The sequence below is a fragment of the Mycobacterium tuberculosis complex sp. N0072 genome (genome assembly GCF_030323725.1).
Classification (GTDB): Bacteria; Actinomycetota; Actinomycetes; order Mycobacteriales; family Mycobacteriaceae; genus Mycobacterium; species Mycobacterium tuberculosis.
This window is the reverse complement of sequence record NZ_CP040689.1, coordinates 1,035,999-1,048,430: the sequence shown is the minus strand read 5'-3', so window position 1 is coordinate 1,048,430 and position 12,432 is coordinate 1,035,999. Positions and strand designations below refer to the sequence as shown.

Here is a 12,432-nt window from a genome sequence, read left to right as displayed (position 1 = left end):
TCAGATGCCGCGTCCCACCGGAAGCGCGGTGCGTGACACCCGACGAACCATCCCGCGCGCGGCCACATTAGTCAGCAACGTGATCACCATCAGCACCAAACCCACCTCGGCGAGCGTCTTCACCGCGAAGTTGGTGGAATCGGTCATCGCCGAATCCAGCTGCGACACGATGGTGGCGGCGATGGTGGTCATGGTCGCGTAGATGTTGGCGGGCATGGCCCCCAGCACCGCGCCGGACACCATGGCTACCGCCATCGTCTCCCCCAGCGCACGGCCAAGCCCTAGCACCACCGCACCGACGATGCCGCTGGACACCCACGGCAGGGTGACCCTGCGGACACACTCCCAATTCGACATCCCCAGCGCGATCGCGCCCTCCCGGGGCAACACCGGCACCTGCCGGAACAGGTCATGAGTGGTGGTGGCGATAATGGGAACGACCATCACCGCCAACACCAGACCGGACACCAACATGCCCTCCCCGTTGCCCGGGTCGCCGCGCAAGTAGTTCAGCACCGGCACATCGGGAGCGTTGTGAGCGATCACCGGAGCGATGTGATGAGCGATGAACGGCCCGAACGTCATTGCCCCCCACAAACCGACGACCACGCTGGGGATTCCGGCGAGCAATTCCAGGACTATTCCCACAGCCTCGGCCAACCGTTTCGGCAGCCGTTCCACGATCACCAGCGCCGCTCCTACAGAGACCGGCACCGCGATGATCAGGGCGATTGCCGAGGTCGCCAGCGTCCCGACGATCAGCGGCAACGCCCCGTAGTAGGCGCCGACCGGATGGGCGACGCCGTCGGTGACAACGGTTTCGCCGTAGGTGTTGCCTGGATTCCATTCGGTGGCGGTGAAGAAATGCAACCCGTTGAGCCTGATCGCACCCATCGCCTCGATGACCAGCACCACCAGCACCAAGACCAGCGCAAGCAGCGGGATCACCGCACCTATCCCACCCAACCACCGGATGGCCGGGCCAGCGCGGCCGACTTCACCGGCACGGGCCAGCATGCTCCGCAAAGCAGCCCGATGGCCCGACGGAGGTTGCTGTCGCGTGGTGGTCAACGAGGCTAGCTGGAAATCGTCGCGATCAACGCGTCAGACAACTTCACCACCGCGGGCGGCAGCGGCTGGAAATGAACCTGGTCGAGGAACGAGGCCTTGTTGCCGTCGATGATCGCCCAGTGCAGAAATGCCTGCAAGGTCTGCGCGGTGGCGGCGTCCTTTTGCCGGTTGTTGACGATGGCGTACTCGTAGTTGATGATCGGGTAGCCGTCCGGGGCGGGCCCGTCGATCATCGAAATCGCCTGGTTCGCCGGGGTTTTCGATGCGAAGCCAGCCGCCGCGGCCTGAATGCTTTGCGCGTCGGGCAACAAGAAATTGCCAGAGCTATTGCCTAGTTGGGCCTCGCCGAGTCCCCGTTGACTGGCCTGGTCGAGGAAGCTGATGCCGATATAGGCCACGCAGCCCGGTGTCTCGGCGCAACCGGTCACCATGCCGCCGTTGCCGTTCTCACCCAGCGCACCCGGCACCGCCGGGAAGTCGACGGTGGTGCCGAAGCCGGGCGACTTGCCCCAGCCCTCGGGATCTTGCTTGGACAGGTACTGGGTGAACAAGAAGGTGTCACCGGACCCGTCGGAGCGGTGCAGCGGAACTACCGCGGTGCCGGGCAGGTTCACGCCGGGGTTGAGCGCAGCGATCTGCGGGTCGTCCCAGGTTTTGATGGTGCCCTGGTACATGGCCGCCAGGACTTTTCCGTTCAGCTTGAGGTGCTCGCTCACTCCGGGCAGGTTGTAGTTGACCTGCTGAGCGGAGATGGCTAGCGCGATGTTCATCAGCCCCTTGTGCGCGGCCATATCACCTTCCGACAGATAGGCGTCGGAGGCCCCAATGTTGACCGTCCCGGCGGCGGCCTGCGCGATCCCGGCACCAGAACCGGTGCCCTGAGCGGTGATCGTGACGTTCGGATACCTCTCGTGAAAGGCCGGACCCCACAGGTTGAACAGCGGGTAGAGCAGCGTGCTACCGGTCTCCGCCAACGTCACCGGCGACGACGCGGGGGTAGTCGCGACAGTACCGGCGCCGGCGCCCGTTTCAGGCGAACCGCTCGGTGGTTTCGAGCCACAGCCCGCCGCTGCTAGCAGCAGCGGCGCAGCGGTCAACACGGCCAACAGCGTATGCAAACGAATTTTCACGCCATACCTTTCTGTGCTCTTCAATTTCCGCGCTTGGCGTCCTTGACGTCCCCCGACAGTCCGGCGACGTATCGGGCGGTTTCCGCATGCTTCGGCGAGGAGAACAGCTGTTCGGTGGGCCCTTCCTCCACCAGCCTGCCGTCGAAGAACAGGGCCGCCCGGTCGCTGATGCGGGCGGCCTGGGCAAGGTTATGGGTCACGATGATCACCGTGAGGCGATCAGCGAGCGATCGGATGAACTCTTCGATCTTCTCGGTGGTAGTCGGGTCCAGCGCGGAGGTGGGCTCGTCGAGCAGCAACACCTCCGGATTCACCGCAAGCGTACGGGCTAGGCACAACAACTGCTGCTGACCACCAGAGAGTCGAAACGGTGAATCGCTGAGCCGATCCTTGACCGCGTCCCAGAGGCCGACCTCGGTAAGCCGAGCCTGCGCGACGCCACGGAATTCCTTGCGCGGCACCAGTTTGTGGGCACGCACGCCGGCGAGCACGTTGTCCATGATTGACATCGGGAACGGATTCGGGCGCTGGAACAGCATGCCAACCCGGCGGCGAAACTCCAGCACGTCGCGGTAGTTGAAGATGCTGCGTCCGCCCAACAGCACATCACCGCTGTAGCGGTAACCGGAGACCTTGTCATTCATCCGGTTTAGGGTGCGCAAAAAAGTCGTCTTACCTGAACCGGTCGGTCCCATCAACGACGTCACCGCACGAGCGGGAAAGCCCATACTCACCTGGTCGAGCACGGTTTTGCCAGCGAAACCCAGGGTGAGGTTCACCGCCGCCATCGCCGGCGCAGCGGCGTCGACATCAGCAGCACCGCTCTGGCCGCCGAGCCGTTCACACGCCATCGGCGCAGGGTACTACATGCTCCTTGGGATGCTCCTTGGACAAAGCGCGCCGTCGACCCTCAGTATCAGCGGCCCCTCCTGAACGCTAGGATTTCAATGATCAGACCTCTTTCGATGCACAACGGTGACGGCTCGAATACCGACCCCGGGTCGGTGGCTCGGCGACCACCGGTGGCGAGTGGATCCGCCACCACGACCCCCTCGAGAGGAGTTGCGTGAAGTTCGCCCGATCCGGCGCAGCGGTAAGCCTGTTGGCCGCCGGCACACTGGTGTTGACAGCATGCGGCGGTGGCACCAACAGCTCGTCGTCAGGCGCAGGCGGCACGTCTGGGTCGGTGCACTGCGGCGGCAAGAAGGAGCTCCACTCCAGCGGCTCGACCGCACAAGAAAATGCCATGGAGCAGTTCGTCTATGCCTACGTGCGATCGTGCCCGGGCTACACGTTGGACTACAACGCCAACGGGTCCGGTGCCGGGGTGACCCAGTTTCTCAACAACGAAACCGATTTCGCCGGCTCGGATGTCCCGTTGAATCCGTCGACCGGTCAACCTGACCGGGCGGCGGAGCGGTGCGGTTCCCCGGCATGGGACCTGCCGACGGTGTTCGGCCCGATCGCGATCACCTACAATATCAAGGGCGTGAGCACGCTGAATCTTGACGGACCCACTACCGCCAAGATTTTCAACGGCACCATCACCGTGTGGAATGATCCACAGATCCAAGCCCTCAACTCCGGCACCGACCTGCCGCCAACACCGATTAGCGTTATCTTCCGCAGCGACAAGTCCGGTACGTCGGACAACTTCCAGAAATACCTCGACGGCGCATCCAACGGGGCGTGGGGCAAAGGCGCCAGCGAAACGTTCAACGGGGGCGTCGGCGTCGGCGCCAGCGGGAACAACGGCACGTCGGCCCTACTGCAGACGACCGACGGGTCGATCACCTACAACGAGTGGTCGTTTGCGGTGGGTAAGCAGTTGAACATGGCCCAGATCATCACGTCGGCGGGTCCGGATCCAGTGGCGATCACCACCGAGTCGGTCGGCAAGACAATCGCCGGGGCCAAGATCATGGGACAAGGCAACGACCTGGTATTGGACACGTCGTCGTTCTACAGGCCCACCCAGCCTGGCTCTTACCCGATCGTGCTGGCGACCTATGAGATCGTCTGCTCGAAATACCCGGATGCGACGACCGGTACTGCGGTAAGGGCGTTTATGCAAGCCGCGATTGGTCCAGGCCAAGAAGGCCTGGACCAATACGGCTCCATTCCGTTGCCCAAATCGTTCCAAGCAAAATTGGCGGCCGCGGTGAATGCTATTTCTTGACCTAGTGAAGGGAATTCGACGGTGAGCGATGCCGTTCCGCAGGTAGGGTCGCAATTTGGGCCGTGTCAGCTATTGCGGCTGCTGGGCCGAGGCGGGATGGGCGAGGTTTATGAGGCCGAGGACACCCGCAAGCACCGGGTGGTGGCGCTGAAGTTGATCTCGCCGCAGTACTCCGACAATGCGGTGTTTCGAGCACGGATGCAACGCGAGGCCGACACCGCGGGACGGCTGACCGAGCCACACATCGTGCCGATCCATGACTACGGCGAGATCAACGGACAGTTCTTTGTCGAAATGCGCATGATCGACGGCACCTCTTTACGCGCCCTATTGAAACAGTATGGTCCGCTGACCCCGGCCCGAGCTGTGGCCATCGTGCGCCAGATCGCCGCCGCTTTGGATGCCGCGCATGCCAACGGCGTAACGCACCGCGACGTAAAACCGGAAAACATTCTGGTCACCGCGAGCGACTTCGCCTATCTGGTCGATTTCGGTATTGCCCGTGCCGCCTCCGACCCGGGGCTGACCCAGACCGGGACCGCCGTGGGAACCTACAACTACATGGCCCCGGAGCGGTTCACCGGCGATGAGGTCACCTATCGCGCAGATATCTATGCGTTGGCGTGCGTGTTGGGTGAGTGTTTGACCGGTGCCCCACCGTATCGGGCCGACAGCGTTGAGCGGTTGATCGCCGCGCATCTAATGGACCCTGCCCCGCAGCCCAGCCAGCTACGGCCCGGGCGCGTGCCGCCGGCCCTGGATCAGGTGATCGCCAAAGGCATGGCCAAAAACCCCGCGGAGCGCTTTATGAGCGCTGGTGATCTGGCCATCGCCGCCCATGACGCACTCACCACATCCGAGCAACACCAGGCCACGACGATTCTGCGGCGCGGTGACAACGCAACCTTGCTGGCCACTCCGGCCGATACGGGCTTGAGCCAGTCCGAGTCCGGCATTGCCGGGGCGGGCACCGGCCCACCGACCCCGGGTGCTGCCCGATGGTCGCCCGGGGACTCCGCGACCGTGGCCGGACCCCTGGCAGCGGACAGCCGCGGCGGGAACTGGCCCAGCCAAACCGGACACTCCCCTGCCGTCCCGAATGCGCTCCAGGCCTCCCTGGGACACGCTGTGCCGCCGGCCGGCAACAAACGGAAGGTGTGGGCCGTCGTCGGCGCTGCCGCGATCGTACTGGTGGCCATCGTCGCCGCCGCCGGCTACCTGGTCTTACGACCTTCGTGGTCGCCGACGCAGGCATCCGGACAGACCGTGTTGCCGTTCACCGGCATCGACTTCCGCCTCTCGCCGAGTGGGGTGGCAGTGGACAGCGCCGGCAACGTGTACGTCACCAGTGAGGGCATGTACGGCCGAGTGGTCAAGTTGGCCACCGGGTCAACCGGCACGACGGTGTTACCGTTCAACGGGCTGTACCAGCCGCAGGGGTTGGCGGTGGACGGCGCTGGCACCGTATACGTCACCGATTTCAACAACCGGGTGGTGACGTTAGCGGCCGGGTCCAACAACCAGACCGTGCTACCGTTCGACGGCCTCAACTACCCCGAAGGTCTCGCGGTGGATACCCAGGGTGCGGTATACGTCGCCGACCGGGGCAACAACAGGGTGGTGAAGTTGGCGGCCGGATCCAAGACCCAGACCGTGCTGCCGTTCACCGGCCTCAACGACCCCGACGGGGTGGCCGTCGACAACTCCGGCAACGTCTATGTCACCGACACCGACAACAACAGGGTTGTCAAGCTAGAGGCCGAGTCGAATAACCAGGTCGTGCTGCCATTCACGGATATCACCGCACCGTGGGGCATCGCGGTGGACGAAGCCGGAACCGTCTACGTCACCGAGCACAACACAAACCAGGTGGTCAAACTCCTGGCCGGGTCGACCACCTCGACAGTGCTACCGTTCACCGGCCTCAACACCCCCCTCGCGGTGGCAGTGGACAGCGACCGGACCGTCTACGTCGCCGACCGCGGCAACGACCGAGTGGTGAAACTCACGTCATAACGGGAGTCACCGCCGTCGGGTTGCGACGAACCGGATCATCGCCGCGGCCAGGTTGATCGTGGCGACCACGATGATCAGGGTCAGCGCCGCGCCCCAGACGCGCAGGAAGCCGGCGTGCTCGGGATTGGTGAGTTCGGTGTAGATCAGCAACGGCAGCGAGGCCATGTTGCCGTGGAAGACGTCGAGGTTGATGGAGTGGCTGTACCCGACCAGCACCAGAACCGGTGCGGTTTCACCGACGACGCGCGCGATGGACAACAAGATGCCTGACACGATGCCCGGCATCGCGATCGGGGCGACGATCCGCACGATCGTCTTCCATTTCGGAACGCCTAACGCGTAGCTGGCTTCTCGCAGTTCATCGGGCACCAACCTGAGCATCTCCTCGCCTGCCCGAACCACCACCGGCAACATCAGCAGGACCAACGCCAACGCCACGGCAAAGGCGCTCTGCTGAAATCCTAGGGTGGCGATCCACAGGCTGAAGACGAATAACGCCGCCACGATAGAGGGCACGCCGGCAAGCACGTCGACGGTGAAGGTAGTCACCCGCGACATTCGACCAGTCCCGTATTCCACTAGGTAAACCGCGGTCATCAAGCCCAGCGGCACGGCCAGCACGGCGGCCACCCCGGCCTGCACCAGCGTGCCGTACAGGGCGTGATACACCCCACCGGCGAATTGCTCTGGCAGCACGCCGCGCAGCGAGTGGGTCCACCAGCCCGATCGGGTGACGGCAAACCAACCCCGGGCAATCACCACCCAAAGCAGCCAGACCAACGGTATCAACGCGACCACGAACGAGGTGAAGAAAAACGTTGTCGCGACGCTGTTTTTGATCCGCCGTCGCAGCGTAAGCGGACGAAACACCACCGGCTTTACCGGCTGGTCGAGCGCCTCGATGCTCGTTGAGGGACTCACCCGTTGACCTTCCCGCCGGCGATTGCGCGAGCGGCCGCATTGACCAGGAACGTCAGCACGAATAACGCAAATCCCGCCGAAATATAGGCTCCGGTCGGCAGCGGTTCGCTGAATTCTGAAGCAGCGGAGGCGATCTTGGAAGCGAACGTATAACCGCCGTCGAACAGCGACCAGGTCCCCGGCCGCGCGGCCGAGCGCAGGATGACCAGCACGGCCACGGTTTCGCCCAGAGCCCGCCCCAAACCCAGCATGGAGGCCGCGACCACCCCGCTTCGCCCGTATGGCAGCACGGTCATCCGCACTACCTCCCATTTCGTCGCGCCTAGCGCCAGCGCTGCTTCGATTTGGATCAGCGGAGTCTGCCGGAACACTTCGCGTGATATCGATGTGACGATAGGCAGGATCATCACCGACAGCACGATGCCCGCGGTGAAAATCGTGCCGCCGCCGGCCAACGACACGTTGCCCTGCTTAAACAGGAACAACCAGCCCAAGTTGCGATTGAGAAACCTCGCGATCGGCTCGAGCTTGGGCGCCAGCACAAAGATCCCCCACAACCCGAAGATGATCGACGGCACTGCGGCCAGTAGATCCACCATCGCGCCGAATGGACGCGACAGTCTCCTCGGCGCGTAGTGGGTGAGGAACACCGCGATCCCGACAGCCACCGGCACCGCCAACACCAGAGCCGTTATCGAACTCAACGCCGTGACCATGAACAAGTCCCGGACACCAAACGCCAGCTGCTCATCGTCCGACGTGTCGAATTGGGTACTGGTGAAGAAATTGGCGTGATTCGCCCGCAACGACGGCACGGCGCGGACCAACAGGAATATCGCGATCAGCAGGATTGCGATGACGATCGTCGAACCGGCGGCCGACGCGGCCAGCTTGAACAGCCGCTCGCCGCGCCGCGCGGGGCGCATGTCGACCGCCACTAGCGCCGGCTTTGTGAGCGGCTCGGTGACCACGTCAACCTCAGATCAGGCGATCGCGTTGACCGCAGTCGACAGCCTCGATTTGAACTCGTCCGGAATTGGGATGTATCCGTTGTCCCCCAGGCCGCTTTGACCGGCGCCGATAGTGCTCTGCAGGAACGCCTTCACAGCCGTGCCAACCTGCGAGTCGGGATACTTCGAGCAAACGATTTCGTATGTCGCTAACACGATCGGATAGGAGCCGGGACGCTTCGGCCGGTAGAACGAGTCCGTGTCGAGCACCAGGTCGTTGCCCACCCCGGAGATGGTGGCCCCGGCGATCGTCTGGCCGACCGAGTCGATAGTAATCGCCACCGGGTCCCCACCAGCCGAAGTGACGATGTTGGCCATGGTCAGGTGCTGCGCCTGGGCGAACGACCACTCGTTGTAGGTGATCGACCCCGGGGTGTTCTTCGCGGCCGCTGACGTGCCATCGTTACCCCGCGCGCCCTCACCGACGCCGCCTTGGAACGACTTTCCAGCGCCCTTACCCCACGCACCGTTGGACGCGGCCTGCAGGTACCTCTGGAAGTTGTCCGTGGTCCCCGACTCATCGCTGCGGAACACCACGTGAATCCGCTCACCTGGCAGCGTGAAGTCGCGGTTCAGCGCCTGGATCGCGGGATTGTTCCACTGCGTAATGGAGCCGTTGAAGATCTTCGCCAACGTGGGGCCGTCCAAATTTAGCGAGGAAACGCTGTTGAGGTTGTAGGTAACCGCGATCGGGCCGAACACCACCGGCAGATTCCACGCCGGCGAGCCGCAACGCCGCTGCGCCGCTGCGGCCTCGTCCTTGCTCAGGGGTACATCTGAGCCACCGAAATCGGTTTGGTTGCCATTAAATTCGCTGATTCCAGCGCCCGAACCATTGGCCGTGTAGTTCAGGGTTTGGCCGGGGCAGGCCTGCTCGAACACGTTGACAAAGCGGGTCATCGCGTTGGCCTGCGCCGTCGACCCACTGGCTTTGAGTGTCTTCTTCCCCCCGCAATCGACCTTCGCCGACGCCTGGCCAGTGGTTGCACCTCCCCCGGTCACATTGTCGTCGTTACCACACGCGGACAACACCAGCGCACCCGCAGCCAGGACACCTACGGCGGCACCAAATCGGTTGAGTTTCAATTCAGTTCCTAACGGCCGACCAGCTGTTTTGCTCGCAGCAAATGAAGCTAACAGCACTAGGTTAACGGTCGGCGAACTTGGCGTGCCGTCGCCCTTGGCCGGGGTTGACCCCTGATGATGGACACGTGGCTGGTTCGACCGCGGGTCTCAGGGGAAGGATGTCCGTATGCCGTGCATACACAGCAGGCCACCCCCAGGTTTCGGGAGCAGTCACAGGAAGCTGCAGCAAGCTTGTTACCTTTTCGGCCGACAGCCGGAAAAGAGGGCGCCATGATCCTGGATATGTTCCGTCTTGACGACAAGGTTGCCGTCATCACCGGCGGCGGCCGCGGCCTGGGAGCAGCCATCGCATTGGCTTTCGCCCAGGCCGGCGCGGATGTCCTCATCGCTTCACGAACATCATCCGAGCTTGACGCTGTCGCCGAACAGATCCGCGCTGCCGGCCGCCGCGCCCACACCGTTGCCGCCGATCTGGCCCATCCCGAGGTGACCGCGCAGCTGGCTGGTCAGGCCGTCGGAGCTTTCGGGAAGCTCGACATCGTCGTCAACAACGTTGGCGGCACCATGCCCAACACGCTGCTAAGCACCTCGACCAAGGACCTCGCGGACGCCTTCGCCTTCAACGTGGGCACCGCCCACGCGCTGACCGTCGCGGCGGTGCCGTTGATGCTGGAACACTCCGGCGGCGGCAGCGTGATCAACATCAGCTCCACCATGGGCCGGCTGGCGGCGCGGGGTTTCGCCGCCTACGGCACCGCCAAGGCCGCACTGGCCCACTACACCCGGCTGGCGGCGCTGGACCTGTGCCCACGCGTCCGGGTCAATGCGATCGCGCCGGGTTCCATCCTGACCTCGGCGCTGGAGGTGGTAGCCGCCAACGACGAGCTGCGTGCGCCGATGGAGCAGGCGACACCACTGCGCCGGCTCGGTGACCCCGTCGACATTGCAGCTGCGGCAGTGTATTTGGCCTCTCCGGCGGGCAGCTTCCTGACCGGCAAGACGTTGGAGGTCGACGGCGGACTCACCTTCCCCAATCTCGACCTTCCCATTCCGGACCTGTGAACCGATGATGCGCGAGCAGTCGCAGTCTGACCCCTACCGCTAAGGAGCCCGCCATGGCCATACCCGTCGTTCAATTGGGCACCGGCAACGTTGGCGTGCACTCGTTGCGTGCGCTCATCGCCGACCCGGAGTTCGAGCTCACCGGTGTCTGGGTGTCATCGGACGCCAAAGCCGGCAAGGATGCGGCAGAGCTTGCCGGGCTGGCGGATTCGACGGGTGTGCGGGCCAGCACCGATCTGAACGCCGTGCTCGCCACCGGGCCGCGGTGCGCCGTCTACAACGCGATGGCCGACAATCGGCTGCCCGAGGCGCTGGAAGACTACCGCCGAATCTTGGCGGCAGGGATCAATATCGTCGGCAGCGGCCCGGTGTTCTTGCAATATCCGTGGCAGGTGATCCCCGACGAGATCATCAAGCCTTTGCAAGACGCTGCGCGCGCAGGAAATTCAAGTCTGTACGTGAACGGCATCGATCCGGGTTTCGCCAACGACCTGTTGCCGATGGCGTTGGCCGGCACCTGTGAAAGCATCGAGCAGATACGCTGCATGGAGATCGTCGACTACGCCACCTATGACAGCGCCGTAGTCATGTTCGACGTGATGGGCTTCGGTAAGCCGATGGACCAGATCCCGATGCTGCTGCAGCCAGGTGTGCTCAGCCTGGCCTGGGGATCAGTGGTCCGACAACTTGCTGCGGGCCTTGGCATTTCACTTGACGGGGTCGAGGAAATGTATGTCCGGGAGCCGGCGCCGGAGGCCTTCAACATTGCATCGGGCCATATTCCTAAGGGCAGCGCCGCCGCCCTGCGCTTCGAGGTGCTCGGCCTGGTCGACGGCGTGCCAGCGGTAGTCCTGGAACACGTGACCCGGTTGCGCGCGGACCTATGTCCCGAGTGGCCGCAGCCCGCCCAGCCGGGCGGCTCGTACCGCATCGAAATCTCCGGCGAGCCCTGCTACGCCATGGACATCTGCCTGAGCAGCCGCCACGGGGACCACAACCACGCCGGACTGGTCGCCACCGCGATGCGCATCGTCAACGCGATCCCTGCAGTGGTGGCCGCCGAACCGGGTATCCGGACAACCCTCGACCTACCCCTGATCACCGGTGAAGGGCGGTACGCTGCTGCCTGATCGGTCATTTCTTGGCACCAGCACCGCCGCCCAGCGGCAACCCGGCACGACGATGACAGGCAGGTGGGTATGACGTATGACCACAACCTCTGACCAGAACGCCGCGGCCCCACCCCGATTCGACGGGCTGCGTGCGCTGTTCATCAACGCGACACTGAAGCGCTCGCCAGAGCTCAGCCATACCGGCGGGCTCATTGAGCGCAGCTCGGGGATCATGCGTGAGCATGGCGTCCAGGTCGACACTCTGCGCGCAGTTGACCATGACATAGCGACCGGCGTATGGCCGGACATGACCGAACACGGTTGGGCGACCGACGAATGGCCCGCCCTGTATCGGCGTGTCCTCGATGCGCACATCCTGGTGCTGTGCGGGCCGATCTGGCTGGGCGACAACAGCTCGGTGATGAAACGGGTTATCGAGCGCCTGTACGCATGCTCGAGCCTGCTCAACGAGGATGGACAGTACGCCTACTACGGCCGCGCCGGTGGTTGCCTCATTACCGGAAACGAGGACGGCGTCAAGCATTGCGCGATGAATGTGCTCTATAGCCTGCAACACCTGGGATACACCATCCCGCCGCAAGCGGATGCCGGCTGGATCGGTGAAGCGGGGCCGGGACCGTCGTATCTCGACCCCGGATCCGGCGGTCCAGAGAACGACTTCACCAACCGCAACACCACATTCATGACGTTCAATCTGATGCACATCGCGCAGATGTTGCGGGTCGCCGGCGGCATCCCGGCCTACGGCAATCAACGCACCAAGTGGGACGCCGGCTGCCGGCCGGACTTCGCCAACCCCGACTACCGATAGCCAGCGGAGGTCC

General features: G+C 63.9%; 11 protein-coding genes. 5 read left to right on the top strand and 6 right to left on the bottom strand.

The window, feature by feature from the left end:
• From pstC (FF952_RS04955) to FF952_RS04945, 3 genes are read right to left on the bottom strand one after another with little or no spacing between them, the layout of a single operon-like run.
• Positions 1-1,017, bottom strand: a complete 1,017-nt coding sequence (pstC, locus tag FF952_RS04955) for a phosphate ABC transporter permease subunit PstC (RefSeq protein WP_003404792.1) — start codon at positions 1,015-1,017, stop codon at positions 1-3.
• A gap of 59 nt (positions 1,018-1,076) precedes the next feature.
• Positions 1,077-2,201, bottom strand: a complete 1,125-nt coding sequence (pstS, locus tag FF952_RS04950) for a phosphate ABC transporter substrate-binding protein PstS (RefSeq protein WP_003904508.1) — start codon at positions 2,199-2,201, stop codon at positions 1,077-1,079.
• Between the two features lie 20 nt (positions 2,202-2,221).
• Complete coding sequence (locus tag FF952_RS04945) at positions 2,222-3,052, bottom strand: phosphate ABC transporter ATP-binding protein (protein ID WP_003898653.1); 831 nt, start codon at positions 3,050-3,052, stop codon at positions 2,222-2,224.
• Between the two features lie 215 nt (positions 3,053-3,267).
• Between FF952_RS04945 and pstS (FF952_RS04940) the strand changes: the two genes are divergently transcribed.
• Entirely contained in the window at positions 3,268-4,380 is a 1,113-nt protein-coding gene (pstS, locus tag FF952_RS04940; protein ID WP_003404784.1) for a phosphate ABC transporter substrate-binding protein PstS, read from the top strand.
• Positions 4,381-4,401: 21 nt separating this feature from the next.
• Positions 4,402-6,396 carry a serine/threonine protein kinase PknD gene (gene pknD / locus FF952_RS04935; protein ID WP_244736148.1) on the top strand — a complete coding sequence of 665 codons (1,995 nt, stop codon included), beginning with the start codon at positions 4,402-4,404 and terminating at the stop codon, positions 6,394-6,396.
• 6 nt (positions 6,397-6,402) lie between these two features.
• On the opposite strand, the gene pstA is transcribed toward pknD, so the two are convergent.
• The 3 genes from pstA to pstS (FF952_RS04920) are packed head-to-tail and all read right to left on the bottom strand — an operon-like array spanning position 6,403 to position 9,413.
• Entirely contained in the window at positions 6,403-7,317 is a 915-nt protein-coding gene (gene pstA / locus FF952_RS04930; protein WP_003898651.1) for a phosphate ABC transporter permease PstA, read from the bottom strand.
• Positions 7,314-8,288, bottom strand: a complete 975-nt coding sequence (gene pstC, locus FF952_RS04925) for a phosphate ABC transporter permease subunit PstC (protein ID WP_003404779.1) — start codon at positions 8,286-8,288, stop codon at positions 7,314-7,316. Before pstC (FF952_RS04925) ends, pstA begins: the two co-directional genes overlap by 4 nt.
• A 12-nt stretch (positions 8,289-8,300) precedes the next feature.
• Positions 8,301-9,413, bottom strand: a complete 1,113-nt coding sequence (gene pstS / locus FF952_RS04920; protein ID WP_003404775.1) for a phosphate ABC transporter substrate-binding protein PstS — start codon at positions 9,411-9,413, stop codon at positions 8,301-8,303.
• 270 nt (positions 9,414-9,683) lie between these two features.
• On the opposite strand from pstS (FF952_RS04920), the gene FF952_RS04915 reads away from it, so the two are divergent.
• From FF952_RS04915 to FF952_RS04905, 3 genes are all read left to right on the top strand, one after another.
• Positions 9,684-10,475 (top strand): SDR family oxidoreductase, encoded by a 792-nt coding sequence (locus FF952_RS04915; protein ID WP_003404769.1) that lies wholly within the window; start codon positions 9,684-9,686, stop codon positions 10,473-10,475.
• Between the two features lie 53 nt (positions 10,476-10,528).
• Positions 10,529-11,605: an NAD(P)H-dependent amine dehydrogenase family protein gene (locus FF952_RS04910; protein WP_003404767.1), complete on the top strand. Its 1,077-nt coding sequence runs from the start codon at positions 10,529-10,531 to the stop codon at positions 11,603-11,605.
• Positions 11,606-11,681: 76 nt separating this feature from the next.
• The gene (locus tag FF952_RS04905) at positions 11,682-12,419 is read left to right on the top strand and encodes a flavodoxin family protein (RefSeq protein WP_003903234.1); all 738 of its coding nucleotides are present in this window, start codon (positions 11,682-11,684) and stop codon (positions 12,417-12,419) included.
• Positions 12,420-12,432 lie beyond the last annotated feature (13 nt).